The organism is Pseudomonas sp. F8002, assembly GCF_013385495.1.
GTDB lineage: Bacteria > Pseudomonadota > Gammaproteobacteria > Pseudomonadales > Pseudomonadaceae > Aquipseudomonas.
In genome coordinates, this window is record NZ_JACAPW010000020.1 from 19,752 (window position 1) to 42,821 (window position 23,070).

Consider the following 23,070-nt stretch of genomic DNA (forward strand, 5'->3'; position numbering starts at 1 on the left):
AAGCGGAATCAACGAGTTAACCTGCAAAGTACGGTTCGTTCTCAAGTCGTTCCGCCAAGATTAAGCGCAAAAATGTTCAACGAATATGAAACGCAGATGAAAAAGTCGTTTTTTTGGCAGGTAGACAGCTAGGGTTCAGGTAAACAGCAGAAGTACGGACAACGCCGTGCCGATGAGGGGAGAAGGGCCGGTAGGCTTTTTCCGCGCGCGGGCTGGTTCCTGAAGAATCTTCTCTGCAATGCCGCGCAAGTGCCGGTAAAGTAAGCCATCTCTTGCCAGGGCAGTCGGATGAATAGCGTGCAGCGTTTACGGCCAATGTTGATGGTGTTGTTGATGACGGTGGCCTGGGCCACGAGTGTGCGGGCCGATGACGGCGTGGCACTGACGTCCATCGACCAGGTGCCCGATGGCGTAGAAGTGCGGGGTAAACAGGTCGGCGCCTTCGTCTGGAGCGACAAACAGGGCAAGAACCTGGTGGTACTCGCAGAGCAAGTCAGCGAACGCGACGACGACGGTGCGCAGTCGGCCTTTGTCTACGCCGCCCAGTACCTGCTCGACGGTGACCGGCCCAAGCGCCTGTGGATGCTCTACGACGACGTGCAGCATTGCGAGTTCGATGCAGGCGCGCACTTCAACAGCGACGCCACCCGGGTCACCGACCTGCTGGGCGATGGCATCAGCCAGGTCACCGTGGGGTATAGCCGCACCTGCACCAGTGACGTCAGCCCCAATGATTTCAAGCTGATCATGCACATCGGCAAGTCGCAGAAGTACCGCCTGCGCGGCATCGACCGCTATGGCGCCAGCTGGTGGGATGAAGACGCCGGCGCCCTGCAGGGCATGCCGTTGCCCAAGGATTGCAGCATCGCCGCCCAACAGGCGCTGGTCAGCCAGTATAAGGAGCAGGGTACCGAGCTGCCGCTTCCTGGCTGTTACGGCGACGAAGAAGATTTTGCCAAGGCGCCCAAACCGTACCTGGAGTTCATGCGCCAGCACTGGTTTGCCTTGATGCAGAAGCAGGACACCGACTGGAGCCAGCAGCAGACACCAGCCCCGGCAGAAGACGATCAGGAATAGCCCCGGGGATTGACCTGCGCTAGACTCGGCGCTCGCCAATTCACTAAATATGTCGATTAAACAGATGGTTAGTCGACATATTTAATCCAAAGGCTGATCTACCTTGACTGAGTCTACCCGCAACCCGCTGACCCTCTATCTCACCCGCCTGGCGCCCTCCAGCCAGCTGACCATGCGCTACGTGCTGCAGGACGCTGCCGACCGCCTGGGCTTTGAAGACATCAACCTCGAAGACATCGACTGGCACCTGCTGCAGCCCGAACACGTCATGGCCCTGGTGGCGGTGCTGCGGGAAGACGGGTATGCGCCGAACACCTCATCGCTGTACGTCAACGCCGTGCGCGGGGTGATGAACGAAGCCTGGCGCATGAGCCTGATCAGCCAGGACCACCTGCTGAAGATGCGCTCGGTCAAGGCCATGGCCGGCACCCGCCTGAGCCAGGGGCGCAACCTGCGGCGTACGCTGATTCGTGAGTTGATGGAAGTCTGCGCCGCCGATCCGCGCCCCCAGGGCCTGCGGGATGCGGCGGTGATCGGGATCCTGTATGGCTCGGGCATGCGCAAGTCGGAATCGGTGAACATCGAGCTGGGCCAGGTCAACTTTGACGAGCGCAGCCTGCAGGTTACCGGCAAGGGCAACAAGCAATTGATCAAGTACGCACCGGCCTGGGCCTTTGCCAAGCTGGAGGCGTGGCTGGCGTTTCGCCGCAGCCAGTTGAAACCGGGGGAGCAGGACGATGGTTTCCTGTTCAACCGGATTCGCCGGGGCAGCCATATCACCCGCGAGCGCATCACCAAACACGCGATTTACTACATCGCCCGCCAGCGTGGGGAACAGGTCGGCGTGAAAATCATGCCCCATGATTTCCGCCGTTCGTTTATCACGCGGGTCATTGAAGAGTACGACCTGTCGATCGCCCAGAAGCTGGCGCACCACACCAATATCCAGACCACCGCCACCTACGATGTGCGCGACGACAATGAGCGGCGCAGGGCCGTGGATCGGTTTGACCTGTAGGGCCGCCCGTAACCTGGCCCGCCAACTGCCTTGAACTCTGCCCGGCAGCCGCGCTCGCAATAGTAGGGCGCGGGTTTTGCCGCGTGCCGTGTTTATTCAGTCGAAGGAGCAGACCATGGATACCTACAACATCAACAAGACCGGCACCGGTTGGGCGTTGACCAAGCAGGGCTCGGCACGGCCGTCGAAAACGGCAGAGACCAAGGAGGCGATCGTTGAGTTGGCGAAAGAGTTTCTCAGCGACAAGACGGCGTCGCTGAGGATTCACAGCATGGATGGGCGGATTCAGGAAGAAAGAACCTACCCGCGCAAGGCTGACCCGACACGATCTCCGGGCTGACCGAGTCCCAAATGTGGGAGCGGGCTTGCTCGCGAAGGCATTGGATAAGTCACAGATGCATTGCCTGACACTCCGCCTTCGCGAGCAAGCCCGCTCCCACACTGGATTTGCATTCGACCCTAGAGAATCGGCTTGCCGCCCGTCACCGCATACCGCGAGCCCGAGATGTAACTCGCCTCATCCGACGCCAGCAACACATAGATCGGTGCCACTTCCACCGGCTGGCCGGGGCGGCCCAGCGGTGTCTCGCTGCCGAAGCTGTTCACGTCTTCGTCCGGCATCGTCGAGACAATCAACGGCGTCCAGATCGGCCCCGGTGCCACGCTGTTCACGCGGATGCCCTTGCTGCCCAGCAGTTGCGCCAGGCCACCGGTAAAGTTCGCAATCGCGCCCTTGGTGGCGGCGTATGCCAGCAACGTTGGCTTGGGCATACGGCAGAGACCAAGGAGGCGATCGTTGAGTTGGCGAAGGAGTTTCTCAGCGACAAGACGGCGTCGCTGAGGATTCACAGCATGGATGGGCGGATTCAGGAGGAAAGAACCTACCCGCGCAAGGCTGACCCGACACGATCTCCGGGCTGACCGAGCACCCAATGTGGGAGCGGGCTTGCTCGCGAAGGCGGTGATTCAGTTACACATGCATTGCCTGACACTCCGCCTTCGCGAGCAAGCCCGCTCCCACACTGGATTTGCATTCGACCCTAGAGAATCGGCTTGCCGCCCGTCACCGCATACCGCGAGCCCGAGATGTAACTCGCCTCATCCGACGCCAGCAACACATAGATCGGCGCCACTTCCACCGGCTGGCCGGGGCGGCCCAGCGGTGTCTCGCTGCCGAAGCTGTTCACGTCTTCGTCCGGCATCGTCGAGACAATCAACGGCGTCCAGATCGGCCCCGGCGCCACGCTGTTCACGCGGATGCCCTTGCTGCCCAGCAGTTGCGCCAGGCCACCGGTAAAGTTCGCAATCGCGCCCTTGGTGGCGGCGTATGCCAGCAACGTTGGCTTGGGCATATCGGAATTCACCGAGCTGGTATTGATGATCGACCCGCCGGCCTTCATATGCGGCAGCGCCGCCTTGCAGATGCGAAACATCGCGGTGATGTTGATATCGAAGGTCTTGACCCATTCCTCGTCGGGTATCTCTTCGAGGGTCTCGTGGGTCATCTGGAATGCGGCGTTATTGACCAGCACGTCGATCCGCCCGAACTGCTCGACGGTCTGGTCGACAATCGCCTGGCAGTTGGCTTTTTGCGCGAGGTCGCCGGGCAGCAACAGGCATTGGCGGCCGGCTTCTTCCACCCAGCGTGCGGTTTCCTTCGCGTCCTCGTGTTCGTCCAGGTAGGCGATAGCCACATCGGCACCTTCGCGGGCAAAGGCAATCGCCACGGCGCGGCCGATACCGCTGTCGGCGCCGGTGATCAGGGCGATCTTGTTGGCCAGGCGGCCGGAGCCGGTGTAGCTCTTCTCGCCGCAGTCGGGATAGGGGTCCATCTTCTTCTGCGAACCGGGAACGGATTGGGCCTGGCTGGCGAAAGGTGGGCGTGGGTAGTCAGTCATCTCAATCTCCATAGATCACAACGGGTTCTATGGATTAGTGATTTTCAGTTGCCGGATAGTTGTAATCGATGCCGGCCGAGCCCGACGAATGGTTTGCGCTCAACCGTGCTGGCAGGCATCGCCCAGGCGCATGTAGTCCAGTTCATGACGCACACCGTGGCTGTCGATGTAGACCATGTGACCCTTGACCGGCCCGCATTCGGTGGAGGATTCGGTACTGACGCGCACCACCTTGGCGATGTCCAGGTCCTGGGAATAGTCGTACGCCTCGCTGGCGGGTGCGTTGGCACTCACAGTGGGCGCCGGGGTTTCGCCCTGGGCGAAGGCAAGTGTGCTGAACAGGCCCAGCACGGCGATAAGCAGATAACGCATGAGAACCTCCGACACCACGAAGGTGGTGGCTTGACTGTGGGGTTCATTCTACAAAGCGCCTGGCGCGGGGATGAACGCTTGCGGGCCAATAGAGGACATCAGCCAAATCGATGCAGCAAGCCTCTTATAACCGGTTATAAACTCATAGCATCTTCGCCTAAACGCAGCCCTATAAATATCCGTCTGCCGTTGCTCATCCCTGTAGACACATACAACAGGGAGCTCCTCGATGTTTTTATTCAAACAACAACTACCAAGGCTGACGCTGGCGGCGGCGCTGGCGATGGGAGTGTGCACGACATCGGTGATGGCCCAGGAAGCGGCCGGCCAGGTGTTCACCTTCGATATCGCTGGCGGCCCGCTTGATACGGTGCTGCTGGATATCTCCCGGCAGACCGGGGTGATGATTTCGTTCAATCAACAGTGGGTGCAGGGCAAGCGCAGTGCCGCCATCCGCGGCGATTTGGGCAGCCTGCAAGCGGTGGACAAGGCATTGCAGGGCAGTGGCCTGCAAGTAAGCGACAGCGAGCAGGGGCTGACGGTGCATCCAGCACCCGTGACGTCCACCAGCGTCGCCCCGGCCGAGGGCAAAAGTACTGATTACCGCCTGGAAAAAGTCACGGTGACCGGCTCGGCGATTCGCCGGGTGGACGCGGAAACGGCAGTGCCGGTGACCATCCTGCGGGTCGAGCAATTGCGCGAGCAGGGTGTGAGCACCACCGAGGAGTTGATCAACCGCATTTCGGCCAACCAGTCTGCCGTTGGCTCCGGGCGTTCGGTGGGTTCCAGCAGCGGCGGTGCGGCGTATGCCGACTTGCGCGGGATTGGCGCGAACAAGACCCTGGTGCTGCTCAATGGCCGGCGCCTGAGCAACAACGCCGTCAACACCACCAACGGTTCCGGGGTGGACTTGAACACCATCCCGTTCGCCGCCATCGACCGCGTGGAAGTCCTGCGCGATGGCGCCTCGGCGCTGTACGGTACCGACGCGATTGGCGGGGTGATCAATTTCATTACCAAGACCAGCCTCACCGGTGGGCAACTTTCCACCAACTACGATTCGCCCACACGCTCCGGCGGCGGCGACAGCCATAACTTCAGCGGCAGCTACGGTTTCGGCGACCTTGAAGAGGACCGCTTCAACGTGTTCGGCGTGGTCAGCTACGACAAGCAGACGCGCCTGGCGGCCAAGGACCGTGACTTCACCTACAACTACCAGCCCGGTCGCGGCCTGGATTTCACCTCCGGCACCGCCGCGCCGGCCAACTGGAGCCAGGGCAGCAACGCGACCAACCCGCTGGCCGGCTCCGGTTGCAATTCCCCCGGGCTGCTGTCACGCAATGGCATCTGCCGCCAAAGCCTGTGGAGTTACCTGGACCTGGTGCCGGAAACCGAAAAAACCTCGGCCTTTGCCAAAGCCACCGGCAAGCTGGCCGATGACCATACCGTCAGCCTCGAATACTTCTGGGCGCGCAACGAAAACCGTACGCAGATTGGCCCAGGCACCCTGATGGGCGCCCAGGTCAATCCGGGTACGCCTTTCTATCCGGGCAACGGCATCACCCCGGGCCCCACGGGTTTCGCCCTGGACCCGACACAGCCGGTAGACGTGAACTGGCGTGAAACCGATGCCGGCGCGCGCAAGCACGAAGATGACAACACCAGCCAGCGGCTGCTGCTGAGTTTCGAAGGCAATGTGGCGAACTGGGACTACAACGTCGGCGCGTCCTACAACCAGAACAAAGTGGTGCAAACCATTCTTGACGGCTATGTAAACGACCAGACCATCAGCCAGGGGATTGCCAACGGTGTGATCAACCCGTTCGGGCCGCAGAGTGAAGCGGGCAGGGCGTTGCTCGCCTCCAGCCGCGTGGATGGCGATTACGCCACCGCCGTGGGCCGAGTGAAGAGTATCGACGGGCGCGTAAGCCGTGAAATCGGCGACTGGTTCGGTGCGGGGCCGACGGGCCTGGCGCTGGGCGGTGAATATCGCAAGGAGGATTTCCACCAGGATTTCGCCCAGTTTGCCGAGACCGTGCAGAGTCTGGGCGTAGACCCCAATGGCGCGGTGCGCGGCAATCGCAGCGTGTCGGCCGAGTACGCCGAGGTCAACGTGCCGGTGCTCGAAAGCCTGGAACTGTCTGCCGCCGTGCGTCATGACAAATACAGCGACTTTGGCAGCACTACCAACCCGAAATACTCGTTCCGCTTCCAGCCGTTCAAGGAACTGGTGGTGCGCGGTGCCTACAGTGAAGGCTTCCGTGCGCCGTCGCTGTACGAGTTGTACAACCCGACCTACACCAGCTACACCGTGGCCAACTACAACGACCCGCGCCTGTGCCCGGGCGGCACCCCGGCCAATGGCGGGATCGGCAACCGCGACTGCGCCCAGCAGTTCCGCCGGCAAAGCGGGGGCAACGGCAGCTTGAGCCCGGAAACCGCACGTAACGTGACCTTTGGTTTCGTGTTCCAACCGATTGAGCGCCTCAGTGCCGGCCTGGATTTCTGGTGGATCACCATCGCCAACCAAATTGCCGAGTTTCCTGAGTCGTCGGTATTCGATGACCCGGATGCCTACGGCGACCGCCTGATTCGCAAAGCTGACGGCTCCATCGATCACATCGTTACCGGCCTTGCCAACCTGGGTAAAACCAAGACCAACGGCGTGGATGTGAGTTTCGACTACCGCTTCCCGAGCACCGCCATCGGTGACTTCGGCATCGGCCTGCAAGGCACCTACGTCAACGAATACAAATACCAGCAGGAGCTCAAGGGCGACTACATCGACAAACTCGGTGATTTCCGTGGCGGCGAGTTCTCCACCGCGGGCGCCGTTGCGCGTTGGCGCCACAGCCTGACCGGTACCTGGGCCCGCGGACCGCTGGGCGTCAGCCTGACCAACCGCTACACCAGTGGCTATCACGACTCGGACCCCGACACCCACGACTCCGTAGGCTCCTACAACGTCTGGGACCTGGCGGGTACCTACAACTGGAGTAAGTCCCTGGCCGTCACGCTGGGCGCGAAAAACCTGTTTGACCGCGCGCCGCCGTTCAGCAACCAGACCTATGCGTTCCAGAGCGGGTACGACCCGAAATACGCCGACCCGTTTGGCCGCATCCTCTATACCCGAGTCAGCTATAACTTCTGATTGTTCATCCGCTTCAGACACTGCGCTATAAAACCGACGGATCCACTGCGCCTGCCTCGCAGGTGCAGCGGGTTTCGCCTGTCCATAACCTTATTCCAAAACGGTATTTCCAGGCTTTTCATAAGACTCCTTATGATCACGTCATAACTCGTTATGACAAGTGGTCCTGATGAACGAATCAACCGTCGCCTTATCCCCTCTGTCCAGCGTTCCGCTGCATGCCCAACTGCGGGACCTGCTGCGCAGCCGCATCCTTGATGGTGAGTACGCGCCGAACACCCAGATGCCTTCCGAGAGCGAACTGGGCACGCGCTTCAAAGTCAGCCGCATCACCGTGCGCCAGGCCCTGGGTGATCTGCAAAAGGAAGGCCTGATCTACAAGATCCACGGCAAAGGCACCTTTGTTTCCAAACCCAAGGCTTATCAGAACGTCAGCACCCTGCAGGGGTTGGGCGAGTCCATGACCGAGCGCGGCTATGAAGTGATCAACCGCCTGCGCAGCTACCGCTTCGTGCCCGCCGACAAGCTGGTGGCCGAGCGCCTGGGCGTGGAGGAGGGCAGCACTGTCGCGCAGATCAAGCGGGTACGGCTGATCAACCGCGAGCCGGTGTCGCTGGAAATCACCTACCTCAGCCAGGCCCTGGGCGAACGCCTGGAAAACGCCGACCTGGTAACCCGCGACATCTTCCTGATCCTGGAGAACGACTGTGGCTTGCAACTGGGTCACGCCGACGTGGCGATTGACGCGGTACTCGCCGACAGCGAGCTGACCCAGGCGCTGAACGTCGAGGCCGGCTCGCCGATCATGCGCATCGAACGCCTGACCCACACCGCAGACGGCCAGCCCGTGGACTTCGAACACCTGTATTACCGTGGCGACGCGTTTCAGTATCGCCTGCGCATCGACCGTCAGCGAGGTAGCCGCCCGTGAGCCGCCAAACCCTGGAACTGGAATACGACATCGTGGTGATCGGCGGCGGCACTGCCGGCCCCATGGCGGCGATCAAGGCCAAGGAGGCCAACCGCGATCTGCGCGTATTGCTGATCGACAAGGCCAACGTCAAGCGCAGCGGCGCCATCAGCATGGGCATGGACGGCCTCAACAACGCGATCATTCCCGGCCACTCCACGCCGGAGCAGTACACCAAGGAAATCACGATTGCCAACGACGGCATCGTCAATCAGGCGGCGGTGTACGCCTACGCGACCCACAGTTTTGAAACCATCGAGCAGTTGGACCGCTGGGGCGTGAAGTTCGAGAAGGACGAAACCGGCGATTACGCGGTGAAAAAAGTCCATCACATGGGCGCCTACGTGTTGCCGATGCCTGAAGGGCACGACATCAAGAAGGTGCTGTATCGCCAGCTCAAGCGCGCCCGGGTCAGTATCACCAACCGCCTGGTGTGCACCCGCTTGCTGACCGACAGCGAAGGCGCGGTGAATGGCGTGATGGGTTTTGACTGCCGCACTGCGGACTTCCAGGTGATCAAGGCCAAGGCGGTGATCCTCTGCTGCGGCGCGGCCGGCCGCCTGGGCTTGCCGTCCTCGGGCTACCTGATGGGCACCTATGAAAACCCGACCAATGCCGGCGACGGCTACGCCATGGCCTACCACGCCGGAGCCGAACTGGCGAACCTGGAGTGCTTCCAGATCAACCCGCTGATCAAGGATTACAACGGCCCGGCGTGCGCCTATGTCACCGGCCCCTTGGGCGGCTACACCGCCAACAACAAGGGTGAACGCTTCATCGAGTGCGACTACTGGAGCGGGCAGATGATGTGGGAGTTCCACCAGGAACTGGAAAGCGGCAACGGCCCGGTGTTCCTCAAGCTCGATCACCTGGCGGAGGAAACCATCCAGAACATCGAGCAGATCCTGCACAGCAACGAGCGCCCCAGCCGTGGGCAGTTCCACGCCAACCGGGGCACCGACTACCGCAGCCAGATGGTCGAGATGCATATCTCCGAGATCGGCTTTTGCAGCGGGCATTCGGCGTCGGGCGTGTGGGTCAACGAGCGCGCGGAAACCTCGGTCAAGGGCCTGTATTCAGCGGGCGACATGGCGGCGGTGCCACATAACTACATGCTCGGCGCGTTCACCTATGGCTGGTTTGCGGGCACCAACGCGGCAAGCTTTGTGGCCGGGCGCGAATTCAGCGCGGTGGATGCCCGGCAAGTGGCCGCCGAGCAGGCTCGGGTCTATGCGCCACTGGACCGCGAAACCGGTCTGCCGCCGGCCCAGGTCGAGTACAAGCTGCGGCGCTTCGTCAACGATTACCTGCAGCCGCCCAAGGTCACCCGCAAGATGGAAATCGGCTTGCAACGCTTCGCCGATATCGAGCGCGACCTGGACCAGATGAAGGCGCACAACCCCCATGAATTGATGCGCGCCATGGAAACCAGCGTGATCCGCGACTGCGCCGAAATGGCTGCCCGCGCCTCGCTGTACCGCGCCGAAAGCCGCTGGGGCCTGTACCACTACCGGGTCGATCACCCGCAACGCAACGACGCCGACTGGTTCTGCCATTGCCACCTGAAAAAGGGCGACGACGGGCAGATGGTCAGCTTCAAGAAACCCGTCGAGCCCTATGTGATCCCGTTGGATGCCGAAGAGATGCAGGCTTACGACCGCCTGCGCGTAGGGGCTGACGCCGCCTGAATGTGCCTCCCAAGCTCGCTCACCACAGGACACCGTGAAATGGCCTATCAGCCCCAGGAAATATTCTTTCGCTCAAACGCCCCGGTAACGGTGGACGAGGACAAGTGCATCGCCGAAAAAGGCTGCACGGTCTGCGTCGACGTGTGCCCGATGGACCTGTTGGCGATCAACCCGGCAACGCAGAAGGCGTACATGGCGTTCGATGAATGCTGGTACTGCATGCCCTGTGAAAAAGATTGCCCCACCGGCGCAGTCAAGGTCGAGATTCCGTACCTGTTGCGCTGAGACCTGCCGCAAACGCCATCCGCCAACCCCGGACGCAGCCCTAGCCACACCCCCTCGTTTCCCACCGCGCCAGACCGTGGCGGAGACGATTCCTTCAACCATGATTCGAGGGGAACTACCCAATGTTATTGCGCGCAACCCTGGCCGGCCTGGTGCTGGCTTGCTTGAGCCTGTCGGCCCAGGCACAAACGATCCGGGTGGCCATCGGCACCCAGGACACCACCATCAACTGTGCCGCGGGCGGCTTGCTGATCCGCGAGCTGGGGCTGCTGGACAAATACCTGCCGCACGACGGCAAGTACAAGGACGCGACCTACGACGTGCAGTGGAAAAACTTCACCAGTGGCGCGCCGCTGACCAATGAAATGGTCGCCGGCAAACTGGACTTTGGCACAATGGCCGACTTCCCCGGTGCCTTCAACGGCGTAGCGTTCGAGGCGGCGGGCAAGCACAGCCTGTTCATCAGCGTGTTGTCGGGCAACATCAAGGGCAGCGGCAACGGCATTGTGGTGCCGGTCGCTTCCAGCGCCCAGTCCCTGGCGGACCTCAAAGGCAAGACGATTTCCGTGCCGTTCGCCTCCACGGCCCATGGCATGTTGCTGCGTGCTGTTGCGGCCCAGGGCTGGGACCCGCTCAAGGACGTCAACATCATTGCCCAGGCGCCCGAAGTGGCAGGCTCGGCGTTGCAGGCCAACAAGATCGACGCCCATGCCGACTTTGTGCCGTTCGGCGAACTGTTCCCCAACCGTGGTTTCGCCCGCAAGATCTACGACGGCTCGCAATCCAACACCCCGACGTTCCACGGCGCGCTGGTGGACGAAAGTTATGCCAAACAGTATCCGGAAGTGGTCGTCGCCTACCTGCGCGCGAGTATCGAGGCCAATCAGTTGCTGGCCGCAGAGCCGGAGAAGTACAGCGAGCTGATCGAAAAAGTCACCGGCGTCGAAGCCGAGGTCAACTACCTGTTCCATGGCCCGCTGGGCGTGCAGACCCGTGACTTGAGCTGGAAGCCCGAATACCGCCAGGCCGTGGGCACCGCGATCGACACCCTCAAGCTGCTGAAAAAGGCCGACCGTGGCCTGGACCTCAATACCTTTATCGATGACCAGTACATCCGTGCCGCGTTCAAGGCCTCGGGCCTGGACTATGCGGCGCAATTGGGCAACTACGCCCAGGCGCCGTTGAAGGCCAACGACGCCCTGAGCGGCGCGCCGATCACCGACTGGAAACACGTCGCGCAAATCTGGGTCAAGGGTGAGCCCAAGGTGCGTGATTACGCGTCGGCCGAGGCGGCGTTCACGGCGCTGGACAGCCTGAACAAACAGGGCAAGGCGGTGCGCGCCGTGTATGCCCAGGCCGAAGACAGCGGCATCAAGCTACTGGCGAGCCAGGCCTGGTTTGCCACCAACCAGCACGGCCAACTCAGTGCATTCCTGCTCAAGGGCCAGGCGCAGCAATTTGCCCAGGCCCAGGGCGGCAAGGTGTTCAATTTCACCGACGCCGGCGCGCAGGCCGTTGCCGGTCGCTGAGGGAGCGTGTTCATGACAAGCACCCCATGGCGCTGGCTGCCCAAGGCCGCTTCCTTGCTGTTGTGCCTGTTGTTCTGGCAGTTGGCGGCCAGCCAGCACTGGAACCTGTGGCTGGTGACGTTTGCCAATGTGCCCACGCCGGGCTCCGTGGTGCAGGCTGCCCTGGGGCTGGCGGACTCGGGCAAGCTTGTGCGTCACTTGAGCGCAAGCCTGACCCGGGTGTTCGAGGGCTACCTGGCGGCCGCGCTGGTGGGGATCGGCCTGGGCATCGCGATTGGCCGCTGGAAGTGGGCGGAAGACCTGCTGTTGCCGCCGCTGGAGGTGATCCGGCCGATCCCGGCGGTGGCCTGGATTCCGCTGGCGATCCTGATGTTCCCGTCGTCGGAGCTGTCGATGATCTTTATCACCTTCACCGGCGCGCTGTTTCCGGTGCTGCTCAATACGGTGCATGGCGTGGAAGGCGTCGATCCTCGGCTGATCGCCTCGGCGCGCAGCCTGGGGGCAGGGCGCCGGGCGATCCTGCTGGAGGTGATTTTGCCGGGCGCCGCGCCGAGCATCATCACCGGCCTGGCGATTGGCATGGGCACTTCGTGGTTCTGCCTGGTGACAGCGGAAATGATCTCCGGCCAGTACGGTATCGGCTATTACACCTGGGAGTCCTACACCATCCAGAACTATGCCGACATTGTCGTCGGCATGCTGTTGATCGGCGTGCTGGGCATGGGCAGCAGCCTGTTGGTCAAGCGTCTCGGCGCACTGTTCACTCCCTGGCATCGACCACGAGGTAAAGCCTGATGAGTCATCTTGAAGGCCGTGTCGACATACGCGGCTTGTCCATTGTATTGGGCGAACAGCAGCAGGCATTCGAGGCGGTGAAAGCCCTGGATTGCAGGATCGAGCCGGGGCAGTTCGTGTGCATCCTCGGCCCGTCCGGGTGTGGCAAATCGACCTTGCTCGGCGCGCTGGCCGGGCATCTCACGCCAAGCCAGGGCACGCTGGAAATGGATGGCCAGCCGGTTGCCGGGCCGTCCCAGCAACGGGGCATGGTGTTTCAGCAACACACGCTGTTCCCCTGGCGTTCGGTGCGCGAAAACGTTGCCTTCGGCCTGAAGATGCGCGGCGTAGGCAAGGCCGAGCGCCTGGCCGCCGCCGATGAGATCCTTCACCTGGTGGGCCTGGAAGGTTTTGCCGAGCGCTGGCCCAACCAGCTGTCGGGTGGCATGCAGCAGCGGGTGGAAATTGCCCGGGTGTTGATCAATCGTCCCGGCCTGCTGTTGATGGATGAGCCGTTCGGCGCGCTGGATGCCCTGACCCGCATGAAGATGCAGGCCTTGCTGCTGGACATCTGGACGCGCATCCGCACCACCGTGGTGTTTGTCACCCATGACATCGACGAAGCGCTGTTCCTGGCCGACCGCATCCTGGTCATGAGCCCGCGCCCCGGGCGCATCATCGAGGATTTCCAGCTGACTTTTCCAAGGCCGCGCAGCACCGAACTGATGACCTCGCCGGAATTTACCCACCTCAAGCGCCATTGCCTGGAACTGCTGCACCACGAAGATGGTCGCCAGTTACCACGGCTGAACCCGCTCGGGCTACCCAACGATCACCCAAGACCGCGATTTGCCATATGACCTATGAAACCGAAAACCCCGACATCCAAGCCCTGCGCCCCCGGCTGCAAGCGCCGGATGCCGGCATGCGCCGGATCGCCCTGATTGACCTGGCTGACCTGGAAGACCCCGACGGCCTGGTGTGGCTGGTGGACAGCCTGCGCCACGACCCGGCCACCGACGTGCGCGCCCAGGCTGCCAGCCTGCTGGAGGCGTGGGAAGAAGACGCAGTGGTCGAGGCGCTGTGCCAGGCGCTGACCGACACTGAAGCGTCGGTACGTGATGCCGCCGCCCAGAGCTTGAGCGTACTCAAGACGACGCAGGCGGGCCGGCTGTTATTGCCGTGGGCCACCCACGCCGACGTCAGCGTGCGCACGGCAATCTTCCGTGCCCTGCGCGAGTTGCGCCTTGAAGCGGCGGCGCCGTCGGCAATGCTGGCGCTGAACGATACCGATGCGGGGGTGCGCCGCGAAGCGGTCGGTGTGCTCGGCTGGCTCAAGCACCTGCCGGCATTGGACGCCCTGGCGAGGTTGGCCAGCAGCGATCCGGACACCGAAGTCCGGCGTGCCGCCACCGGCGCCCTCGGCCTGGCCAGTGATGAGCGGGTACTGCCGGCGCTGTATGAAGCGTTGCAGGACGCCACCTGGCAAGTACGGGAAGAGGCCGCGACCACCTTGGGCAAAGTCGGTAGCACCCGCGCGGGCGACGCCTTGATCACGGCGCTGGCCGATGACTACTGGCAAGTCCGCCTGCGCGCCACCCGCAGCCTTGGGCGCCTGCGGTATGCACCGGCGTTGCAGGCGCTGCTCCTGACGTTGGGCCACAGCATCAGTAACCTGCGCAAGGAAGCCGCCCTGGCGCTGGGCGAGTTGGGCGACCGACAGGCCCTTGGCCCGCTGCGTGACGCGGCCGACGATGGCGACCCGGAAGTACGCAAGGCGGTGCGCATTGCCCTGGCACAACTGCAATGAACAGTGCACCGAACGGCATTGGCCGCGATGATGATGGGCGCTTGAGGCTGGAATGGCGCGACGGCGTGCAATGGATCGACCACGCTCGCCTGCGCCGTGAATGCCCGTGCTCGCAGTGCCGGGCCTTTCGGTTGAGAGGCACGCCGCCGCTTGTGTCGGACCGTGTCCGGGTGCTGGAGGTCCATCCCCAGGGGTATGGCGTGCAATTGATTTTCAGCGATGGGCACCAGCGGGGGATTTACCCGTGGGCTTATTTGGCACAGATGGAGCCCCAGGCCGGGGCTCCGTCGGACTAAAACAACGCGGCGGTATAACTTCCCGTCACACGGTCCGGATCAGACAAGCCCGGTGAGGTAGTACACGCCAATCACGAAAAACGCCGCCAGTACCTTGAAGATCGTCATGCCGAAAATGTCTTTATAGGCCTGGCGGTGAGTCAGGCCGGTGACCGCCAGCAAGGTGATGACCGCGCCGTTGTGGGGCAGGGTGTCCATGCCCCCTGCAGCCATGGCGGCCACACGGTGCATGACTTCCAGCGGGATATGCGCGGCGTTGGCGGAGGCGATGAAGGTGTCCGACATCGCCGCCAGGGCAATGCTCATGCCACCCGATGACGACCCGGTAATACCCGCCAGCAAGTTAATGGTGATGGCCTGGTTGATCAGCGGATTGGGGATCACCTTGAGCGCTTCAACCACTGCAACGAAGCCAGGCAACGCCGCAATCACTGCGCCAAACCCATATTCCGAGGCGGTATTGAGCGTAGCGAGCATGGCCCCGCCAACGGCGGTGCGGCTGCCTTCGGCGAGTTTGCTGACGAGGGTGCGCCAGGCGAATGCAAAGACCGTGACGATGCCTACCAGCAAGGCCGCCTGGACCGACCAGATGGCGATCATCTTCGATACCTGGGTCTGGATCGGTGCCTTCAGTCCGGGCAGGTCAATTTCATAAATGCTGCCGTACCACTGTGGAATCCAGTGGGTGAAGGCCAGGTTCATCACGCCTACCAACAGCAACGGCAGCAACGCCACTAGCGGGTGGGGCAGGGCGATGTCCTGGGGCGTTTCGGGCTCATTGCGCAGGTCGGTGCCATAACCCTCGCCCGCGCGCCGGGCTTTGCGTCGCTGGCGCTCCAGGTACAGCATGCCGCCGATCAGTACGAACAACGAACCCAGGACTCCCAGCCAGGGCGCCGCCCAGGACGTGGTACCGAAAAACGTGGTGGGAATGATGTTCTGGATCTGCGGCGAACCAGGCAACGCATCCATGGTGAAGGTGAAGGCACCCAGGGCGATCGTTGCGGGCATCAGGCGCTTGGGAATGTTGCTTTGGCGGAACATTTCCGCGGCAAACGGATACACCGCAAACACCACCACGAACAGCGAAACACCGCCGTAGGTGAGCAGCGCACAGACCAGCACAATCACCAGCATGGCCTGGCTGCTGCCGAGCACCTGGATCACGGCTTTGACAATGGAGCGGGAAAAGCCGGACAACTCAATCAACTTGCCAAACACGGCGCCGAGCAAAAACACCGGAAAGTACAGTTTGATAAAGCCGACCATCTTGTCCATGAAAATATCAGTGAACGCCGGCGCAACGGCGCCGGGGTCAGTCAGTAGAACGGCAGCGAGTGCGGCGAGAGGCGCGAAGATAATGACGCTGTATCCCCGATATGCAGCGAGCATTAACGCGAACAACGCCAGCAAGGCGATGATGACACTCATGGGATGTCCTTCGAGGCTGGGCCTTTGGCGCAGAGGGCCAGTGTTGGGCTGCGCGATGGCTATGATTTTTGTTGTTGTCGGGCCGCGCACGTGGCGCGACCCGTTGTAGCCAAGCTGTTTTTATTCTGCGATACCGGCGTAAGGGACATGCTTGTGGCCGTAGCGACGCACGCGGATGTTGGCCTGTTCGCCATGCCCGGAGAACCCTTCGAGGGCACACAGGCGTGAGCAGTATTCGCCGATGAGGGAGGAGGCTTCGTCGGTCATCACTTTCTGGTAGGTGCAGGTCTTGATGAACTTGCCGACCCATAGCCCACCGGTGTAACGCGCGGCTTTTTTGGTGGGCAGGGTGTGGTTGGTACCAATCACCTTGTCGCCGTAGGAGACGTTGGTGCGAGGGCCGAGGAAGAGGGCGCCGTAGTTGCGCATGTTGTCCAGGAAGAAGTCCGGGTCACGGGTCATGACTTGTACGTGTTCGAACGCCAGGTCATTGGCAATGGCGAGCATCTCCTGTTCGTCTTCAGCGACGATCACTTCGCCGAAGCTTTCCCAGGCCTGGCGCGCAATCCCGGCGGTCGGCAGGATCGTCAGCAAGCGCTCGATTTCAGCCATCGTCTCGCGGGCGAGTTTTTCCGACGTAGTGAGCAGGATCGCCGGGGAATCCGGGCCGTGTTCGGCTTGACCGAGCAGGTCCGTGGCGCAGATTTCACCGTCCACGGTTTCATCGGCGATCACCAGGGTCTCGGTCGGACCGGCGAACAGGTCGATACCGACGCGGCCGAACAATTGACGCTTGGCTTCCGCCACAAACGCGTTGCCCGGCCCCACCAGCATGTCCACCGCAGCAATCGACTGGGTGCCCAGGGCCATGGCGCCGATAGCCTGGATGCCGCCCAGGCAGTAGATCTCGTCGGCACCCGCCATGTGCTGTGCGGCGACAATCGCCGGTGCCGGCTTGCCATGGAACGGCGGGGCGCAAGTGATGATGCGTGGAACCCCGGCGACCTTGGCGGTGATCACCGACATGTGCGCGGAGGCCAACAACGGATACTTGCCACCGGGTACATAGCAGCCCGCCGCGTTGACCGGAATGTGTTTGTGGCCGAGCACTACGCCCGGCAGGGTTTCGACTTCCAGGTCACGCATGCTGTTGCGCTGGTGCTGGGCGAAATTGCGCACCTGGGTCTGGGCGAATTCGATGTCGGTGATGTCGCGCTTGGTCAACTGCGCCATGCAGGCATCGATCTCGGCGCTGGAGAGCCGGTAGTCATCCCGGTCCAGGTTGTCGAAGCGGATCGATAGCTCACGAATCGCGTCATCACCCCGTTCTTCGATGTCTGCCAGGGTCTTTTCGACGGTGTCACGCACCTCACGCGCTGCTGATTTGATGACGGACGCTTCTGCGCCTTTTTTGAGCCAAATTGCCATGGGATGAATTCCTAGCGTTGTTGTTTTAGATATTGCATACGTATGCAATTGAGCCGATGCTAAGCCATTCCCGGACGAGATGAAAAGGGGGAGGGCGAAAAAAGACCGAGAAAGTTGCGCGAGACGGGCGAGCATGGGACGGGCGACACACCTCGCTTTAAATGGCAGGTATGATCGGCATTTGAAATGTGGATGCAGACGCAATGGCAGACTCCAACGACCCTTCCAGACACCCGATCACTGCCCATGATGTGGCCCGGTTGGCCGGTGTCTCGCAGTCTGCGGTCTCGCGAACGTTCACCAAAGGCGCGAGTGTTTCGCCGAAGACCCGGCAGAAGGTGGAGGCGGCGGCGGCAGCATTGGGCTACCGTCCGAACCAGTGGGCGCGTTCGTTGATCAAGCGGCGCTCCAACCTGATTGGCGTGGTCGCGCCAAGTATGGAAAACCCGTTTTATTCTGCAGTGCTGGAAGCCTTGTCGGCGGCGTTCGAAGAGCTTGGCTATCGAGTACTGTTGTTCTCCACGGCCAACCACGAAGACTCTGACCCGGTGCTGGAAGAGATACTGGGCTACCGCGTGGAGGCGCTGGTGCTGGTGTCGGCGAGCCTGTCTTCGCGGTTTGCCGAGGAGTGCAAGCAAACCGGGTTGCCAGTGGTGCTGGTCAACCGTCGAAATGACAGCACCAGTATCTCCAGCGTGACCAGCGACAACGCCCAGGGCAGCATGGAAATTGCGCAGTTCCTGGTGGCTGGCGGGCATCGCGAGCTGGCTTATATCGCCGGCAAGGAAAGCTCCTCGACCAGTCGTGACCGGGAAATCGCCTTTGTCGACGCACTGCAACGTCTGGGGCATCCGGTACCGCAACGCGCCGTGGGTGACTACACCTTTGAAGGCGCGATGGAGGCCGTACGCCGGCTGCTGTCGAGTGACAGTCCGCCTGACGGGATTTTTTGTGCGAATGACATCATGGCCCTGGGCGCCATCAATGTCGCACGCGAGGAGTTCGGGCTCACACCGGGCAAAGAGATCTCGATTGTCGGGTTCGATGACATCGGCCTGGCCGCCTGGCCAGTGTTTTCGTTGACCACCTACGTTCAACCGGTGAGCGATATGGTGAGTCGTGCGGTTGGGATCATCTGCGCGCAATTGGAAAACCCCGATACGCCTGCCATTCAGGAAGTCGTAAGGGGGCGGTTGATCGTACGCAAAAGCGCGAAAGTCCCGGACAGCGGGGTAGAGCAGGGGCCCGACTGCCGGGTGTGGCAACCCCAGGAACAGGCGTGAGCCATTCGGTCGAAGGCTGGCGACGACCTACCCGGCGTCGCTATGACCCCGCGCGGGCCAGGTGCGGTGGCAATCGGTTGAGGGTCCACCAAGCAGTCAGCATCGCCGCCACCGCGCTCAGGGCGATGCCGATCAACATCGGTGCCGGGGTGTGGTCGGCAAACACACCCACCACCGCCATGCACACGGCGGCGGTGATCATTTGGATCGCGCCCAGCAACGCTGATGCAGAACCGGCCACTGCGCCATGGTCTTCCAGGGACAATACCCCGGCCGCCGGCAACAGCAGCCCGAGAAAACCGAAGCCGATAAACAGCAGCGCCATCATCAACGGCAGGCTGTTGACCCACAGCGTGGTGAGCGCCAGCAAGGCCATGACCGTTGCCACGCCCGCCACCGACCAGCGAATCAACGGCGCGAGGCCAAAGCGTGCACTCAAGCGCGCGGTCAACTGGCTCAGGGCAAAAAACGACGCCGCGTTGAGGGCAAAGCACAGGCTGAATTGCGTTGGCGTGAGCCCGTAGTACTCGATGTAAACGAATGGTGCGCTGCCGATGAACACGAAGAACGTCGCAAGGCCAAAACCGCCCACTACCGACAACCCGGTAAACACCGGATCACGCAGCAACGCGCCGTAGCTGCCGAACGCATTGCCCAGGGTCTTGCCCAGGCGGCGTTCGGCGGGGTGGGTTTCCGGCAATTGCACGGCGGTCATGATCAGGCACAGCACTGCAGCCACACCCAGTACCCAAAACACTTCGCGCCAGCTCCACACGGCAATGATCACGCTGCCGGCCAGCGGCGCGAGAATCGGTGAAATGCTCACCACCAGCATCAGCAACGCCATCAGGCGCGCGGCTTCATGGCCGGTGTACAAGTCACGCACAATCGCCCGTGGAATCACCATCCCGGCGCAGGCGCCAAAGGCCTGCAACGCCCGAAAGCCGATCAGCACCTCGATGGAGGGGGCGAGGGCGCAACCAATGCTGGCCACGATGAAAATCGCCAGGCCGGCATAGATCGGCGGCTTGCGCCCGAACACATCGCTGATCGGGCCGTAGAACAGCTGGCACACACCGATGATCATGAAGAACACCGTCAGGCTCATCTGCACCGCGGCAGGCGAGGCATGCAGGCTGGCGCCGAGTGTCGGCAACGCCGGCAGGTAGCTGTCGATGGCAAACGGGCCGACGGCGGTGATCAACCCCAGCAGCAGGGCGAGATGGGCGATACTTCGAGACATGGTGGTTCCGGGCGGCGGTAAAAAAGAGGGGCCAGCTTAGTGATCGCCCTCGGTGCATACAAGCCGGTGTTTACAGACTCGCTACAGAGTCACCCCGCGGTAGGGTGTCGTGAATAGGCAATGGGTACGGGAGATAGACGTAACATATTGATTTAACTCAACTAAATATCCATTTAGTCGAGTTGGATATTTCGCGAATTCAAGGCTGGGCGAGGGCGGTCGTTCGGCGCTCACTGATGCGTTCAACCGCCAGCATATGGTCGGTGCCCCATTGGCAAAGCGGCCCCAATGCCTGGGCCAGCGAGCGTCCGAAGGGAGTCAGGGAGTATTCGACCTTTGGCGGTATCTCCTTGTAGTCGATGCGCGCGATGATCTCATCGCGTTCCAGCTCCTTCAATTGCTGGATCAGCACCTTGTCCGTCACGCCGCCAACGGCGCGCCGCAGTTCGCCATAACGGTGAACTTCATGGGCCAGGTGATACAGGACCAACGGTTTCCATTTCCCGCCAATCACCGCCAGGGCGGCGTCGAGCCCGCAGTTAAAGGTGCTGTTTGCCATGTTTTTGTCCTCAGGCTGGGTACTTACCAAAAGGTGCATACTATTCAAAACAATAGCGCAGATCTACGCTTGGACCTCAACATTTGAGGGAAACACTCATGAACAGGCTCAACGGGAAAGTCGCCGTCGTCACCGGTGGCAACAGCGGGATCGGCTTGGCCAGCGCCATACGCTTTGCGGCCGAAGGTGCACAGGTCGTTATCGTGGGACGCCGCCAGGATGAACTGGACAAAGCCTTGGTCCTGATCGGGCATGACGCGATCGCGATCCAGGGCGACATTTCAAACCTGCGTGATCTTGAGCGGGTATTCGCGCAGATCAAGGCTGACAAAGATCGTGTAGATGTGTTGTTCGCCAATGCGGGCCTTGGAGATCTGGAGCCCATTGGTGCGATCACGGAGGAATCGTTTGATCGCACCTTTGGCGTGAACGTGAAAGGCACGTTGTTCACCGTACAGAACGCGTTGCCATTGATGAGCGCCGGTGGCTCGATTGTGCTGACAGGTTCGACGACGGCCTCGATGGGCACCGCAGCGTTCAGCGTCTACAGCGCGTCGAAAGGCGCACTGCGAAACTTCGCGAGAAGCTGGGCGCTGGATCTGCAAGGCACAGGTATTCGCGTGAACGTGCTATCACCTGGGCCGACAACGACACCGGGTTTGGACAGAGCGCTATCAGGTACCGGCCAGAAGGATGCGATTGTCGATTCGATGGTTACGCGTGTACCGCTGGGTCGTATGGGGCAGCCAGATGAAGTGGCGAATGCGGCATTGTTCCTGGCATCGGATGAGAGCAGCTTCATGACGGGCAGCGAGATGTTCGTGGATGGCGGTTTCGCTCAGGTGTGATCCAGGCTCATCGACCAAATCGAGACAGGCTGGGTTTGGTCGATGAGGAGCGTGGTGCACTGGTTGAAATCTGGCTGGCACTGACCCTGATAACGGATCATATTATTACGCATAATGTATATTATGTTAAATTACGTATAGCGCCCGGGATTGGCTTGAGCAGGATCAGCGCCCCGTCGAATTGCAGTCCCAGATTGGCCGAGGCATTGCTAATGCCCGCAGGTGCATGGCCAATTCCGAGCGGACGCCCTCCTCCAAGCTCTTCAGCCGTCGGCATCGGCAGTCTGTTGGGGCAGTGTTGAGGTCATGGTTCTTAATGGGTGTCGAGTACCCATCGCAAGGTCGTCATCACGGGTCGATGCGCGCAGCGGCGTGCTCACCTGCGATGCTCAATACCATGCGGAATTTGACGTCGCCGGACTTCATCCGTTGGTAGGCTTCATTGGCCTGTTCGAAGGGCATCACTTCGATCCTCGGGCGTACGCCAGCCAGCACGCTGAAATCCAGGGTCCTTTCGTTTTCGTAGGGCGAGCCGGTGATCGAACCCAGCAGGCTACGCTCACCCACGACCAGGTGGCCGGTCGACACCGGCAACGGATCTTTGCCCGCTCCAAGCAGAACAAGACGGCCTTGTGGTGCGAGCCCGGCCATGAGCGCCGATACGGTAGCAGGGGCGCTGATAGTACTCACGATGGCCTGAGCGCCGCCCATTTCCTTGAGCTTCGTCGCCGCGTCTTCTTCATGGGTGTCGATGTAGACATGGGCTCCCAGGTTCCATGCGTCGTCGGCGATATCAGTGCCGCGCCCGATGGCAACCACGCGAAACCCCATCCGGCGCGCGTACTGCAGGGCCATATGCCCCAGGCCGCCAATACCAAAGATGGCAACCGTATCGCCCGCCTGCGCGCCGCACTTCTTCAACGCATTGAACGTGGCGATGCCGGCGCAAAGCAACGGCGCGGCTTCCTCGGCAAGGAGTTCGTCAGGAATCGATACCAACCCGGAGGCTCGCGCCAACATCATTTCGGCATAACCACCGTCGCAAGTAGCGCCGACAAAGGGCTGGTGTTGGCACAGCTGAAAGTGCCCCTGGCGGCACGGTACACATTCGCCGCAAGGCCCGCCCAGGCGGCCCACGCCCACACGCTGGCCGACTTTCCAGAGCGATGGAACGTGCTCGCCCAGCGCGGCGATGCGGCCGACCACTTCATGACCCGGCACACGCGGCGGCTGCAGTGCAGGGTCTGCCCCTTCGATGTCGCCAATATCGGCACCACAGATGCCGCAGGCCTCCACGGCAATCAGCACCTGCCCACTACCAGGGGCAGTTGTTGGACGGTTAACCAGCTCCAGAAAACCCGGTCGGGTGACTTGCATGGCACGGTATGTAGCGTTCATAGCCCTCGGCTC

Annotated in this window: 21 protein-coding genes and 2 pseudogenes; 15 read left to right on the plus strand and 8 right to left on the minus strand. The window is 61.7% G+C overall.

Going from position 1 to position 23,070, the window contains the following annotated elements; translation table 11 throughout:
* Positions 1–288: 288 nt before the first annotated feature.
* The 3 genes from HX811_RS16820 to HX811_RS16830 all read left to right on the plus strand — a co-directional run bounded on the left by HX811_RS16820 (position 289) and on the right by HX811_RS16830 (position 2,435).
* On the plus strand, positions 289–1,077 hold the full coding sequence (locus HX811_RS16820; protein ID WP_177046627.1) for a M949_RS01915 family surface polysaccharide biosynthesis protein: 789 nt from the start codon (positions 289–291) through the stop codon (positions 1,075–1,077).
* Positions 1,078–1,180: 103 nt separating this feature from the next.
* A complete protein-coding gene (xerC, locus tag HX811_RS16825) occupies positions 1,181–2,095 on the plus strand; it encodes a tyrosine recombinase XerC (RefSeq protein ID WP_087692998.1) in 915 nt (304 codons plus the stop codon).
* A 115-nt stretch (positions 2,096–2,210) separates the two neighbouring features.
* The gene (locus tag HX811_RS16830) at positions 2,211–2,435 is read left to right on the plus strand and encodes a DUF2188 domain-containing protein (protein ID WP_003217639.1); all 225 of its coding nucleotides are present in this window, start codon (positions 2,211–2,213) and stop codon (positions 2,433–2,435) included.
* A 119-nt stretch (positions 2,436–2,554) separates the two neighbouring features.
* Here the strand turns inward: HX811_RS16830 and HX811_RS16835 are convergent.
* Positions 2,555–2,866: pseudogene (locus HX811_RS16835) on the minus strand (SDR family oxidoreductase); the annotation flags it as partial.
* On the opposite strand from HX811_RS16835, the pseudogene HX811_RS16840 reads away from it, so the two are divergent.
* Positions 2,867–3,016, plus strand: a pseudogene (locus HX811_RS16840) (DUF2188 domain-containing protein); the annotation flags it as partial.
* Positions 3,017–3,135: 119 nt separating this feature from the next.
* On the opposite strand, the gene HX811_RS16845 reads toward HX811_RS16840, so the two are convergent.
* Entirely contained in the window at positions 3,136–3,993 is an 858-nt protein-coding gene (locus tag HX811_RS16845; RefSeq protein ID WP_003217640.1) for an SDR family oxidoreductase, read from the minus strand.
* Between the two features lie 99 nt (positions 3,994–4,092).
* The gene (locus HX811_RS16850; RefSeq protein WP_008433423.1) at positions 4,093–4,365 is read right to left on the minus strand and encodes a DUF2790 domain-containing protein; all 273 of its coding nucleotides are present in this window, start codon (positions 4,363–4,365) and stop codon (positions 4,093–4,095) included.
* A gap of 229 nt (positions 4,366–4,594) precedes the next feature.
* Here HX811_RS16850 and HX811_RS16855 point away from each other — a divergent pair, with 229 nt between their 5' ends.
* From HX811_RS16855 to HX811_RS16895, 9 genes are all read left to right on the plus strand, one after another.
* Positions 4,595–7,516 carry a TonB-dependent receptor gene (locus HX811_RS16855; protein ID WP_008433421.1) on the plus strand — a complete coding sequence of 974 codons (2,922 nt, stop codon included), beginning with the start codon at positions 4,595–4,597 and terminating at the stop codon, positions 7,514–7,516.
* Between the two features lie 169 nt (positions 7,517–7,685).
* The gene (locus HX811_RS16860; RefSeq protein ID WP_008433419.1) at positions 7,686–8,447 is read left to right on the plus strand and encodes a GntR family transcriptional regulator; all 762 of its coding nucleotides are present in this window, start codon (positions 7,686–7,688) and stop codon (positions 8,445–8,447) included.
* The gene (locus HX811_RS16865) at positions 8,444–10,174 is read left to right on the plus strand and encodes a fumarate reductase/succinate dehydrogenase flavoprotein subunit (RefSeq protein ID WP_008433417.1); all 1,731 of its coding nucleotides are present in this window, start codon (positions 8,444–8,446) and stop codon (positions 10,172–10,174) included. The genes HX811_RS16860 and HX811_RS16865 overlap by 4 nt, the downstream gene beginning before the upstream one ends.
* A 39-nt stretch (positions 10,175–10,213) precedes the next feature.
* The gene (locus HX811_RS16870; protein ID WP_003217650.1) at positions 10,214–10,459 is read left to right on the plus strand and encodes a ferredoxin family protein; all 246 of its coding nucleotides are present in this window, start codon (positions 10,214–10,216) and stop codon (positions 10,457–10,459) included.
* A gap of 122 nt (positions 10,460–10,581) precedes the next feature.
* Entirely contained in the window at positions 10,582–11,988 is a 1,407-nt protein-coding gene (locus tag HX811_RS16875) for an ABC transporter substrate-binding protein (protein WP_177009521.1), read from the plus strand.
* Positions 11,989–12,000: 12 nt separating this feature from the next.
* Entirely contained in the window at positions 12,001–12,783 is a 783-nt protein-coding gene (locus HX811_RS16880) for an ABC transporter permease (RefSeq protein ID WP_003217654.1), read from the plus strand.
* Positions 12,783–13,622, plus strand: coding sequence for an ABC transporter ATP-binding protein (locus HX811_RS16885; protein WP_008433408.1), 840 nt, complete (start codon positions 12,783–12,785; stop codon positions 13,620–13,622). Before HX811_RS16880 ends, HX811_RS16885 begins: the two co-directional genes overlap by 1 nt.
* The gene (locus HX811_RS16890; RefSeq protein ID WP_177009522.1) at positions 13,619–14,572 is read left to right on the plus strand and encodes a HEAT repeat domain-containing protein; all 954 of its coding nucleotides are present in this window, start codon (positions 13,619–13,621) and stop codon (positions 14,570–14,572) included. Before HX811_RS16885 ends, HX811_RS16890 begins: the two co-directional genes overlap by 4 nt.
* Positions 14,569–14,868: a DUF971 domain-containing protein gene (locus HX811_RS16895; RefSeq protein WP_102604342.1), complete on the plus strand. Its 300-nt coding sequence runs from the start codon at positions 14,569–14,571 to the stop codon at positions 14,866–14,868. The genes HX811_RS16890 and HX811_RS16895 overlap by 4 nt, the downstream gene beginning before the upstream one ends.
* Positions 14,869–14,907: 39 nt before the next feature.
* On the opposite strand, the gene HX811_RS16900 is transcribed toward HX811_RS16895, so the two are convergent.
* The gene (locus tag HX811_RS16900; protein ID WP_003217660.1) at positions 14,908–16,299 is read right to left on the minus strand and encodes a GntP family permease; all 1,392 of its coding nucleotides are present in this window, start codon (positions 16,297–16,299) and stop codon (positions 14,908–14,910) included.
* Positions 16,300–16,419: 120 nt separating this feature from the next.
* Complete coding sequence (hisD, locus tag HX811_RS16905) at positions 16,420–17,727, minus strand: histidinol dehydrogenase (protein WP_003217662.1); 1,308 nt, start codon at positions 17,725–17,727, stop codon at positions 16,420–16,422.
* A 203-nt stretch (positions 17,728–17,930) separates the two neighbouring features.
* Here hisD and HX811_RS16910 point away from each other — a divergent pair, with 203 nt between their 5' ends.
* Positions 17,931–19,010 carry a LacI family DNA-binding transcriptional regulator gene (locus tag HX811_RS16910; RefSeq protein WP_003217664.1) on the plus strand — a complete coding sequence of 360 codons (1,080 nt, stop codon included), beginning with the start codon at positions 17,931–17,933 and terminating at the stop codon, positions 19,008–19,010.
* A gap of 40 nt (positions 19,011–19,050) precedes the next feature.
* Here the strand turns inward: HX811_RS16910 and HX811_RS16915 are convergent, their stop codons facing one another.
* Together HX811_RS16915 and HX811_RS16920 are read right to left on the minus strand one after the other, a co-directional pair.
* Positions 19,051–20,253, minus strand: coding sequence for a multidrug effflux MFS transporter (locus HX811_RS16915; RefSeq protein ID WP_003217667.1), 1,203 nt, complete (start codon positions 20,251–20,253; stop codon positions 19,051–19,053).
* A 199-nt stretch (positions 20,254–20,452) separates the two neighbouring features.
* Complete coding sequence (locus HX811_RS16920; protein WP_177046628.1) at positions 20,453–20,812, minus strand: helix-turn-helix domain-containing protein; 360 nt, start codon at positions 20,810–20,812, stop codon at positions 20,453–20,455.
* 98 nt (positions 20,813–20,910) lie between these two features.
* Between HX811_RS16920 and HX811_RS16925 the strand changes: the two genes are divergently transcribed.
* Entirely contained in the window at positions 20,911–21,660 is a 750-nt protein-coding gene (locus HX811_RS16925) for an SDR family NAD(P)-dependent oxidoreductase (RefSeq protein ID WP_177046629.1), read from the plus strand.
* A 348-nt stretch (positions 21,661–22,008) separates the two neighbouring features.
* On the opposite strand, the gene HX811_RS16930 is transcribed toward HX811_RS16925, so the two are convergent.
* The gene (locus HX811_RS16930) at positions 22,009–23,058 is read right to left on the minus strand and encodes an alcohol dehydrogenase (protein ID WP_177046630.1); all 1,050 of its coding nucleotides are present in this window, start codon (positions 23,056–23,058) and stop codon (positions 22,009–22,011) included.
* Positions 23,059–23,070 lie beyond the last annotated feature (12 nt).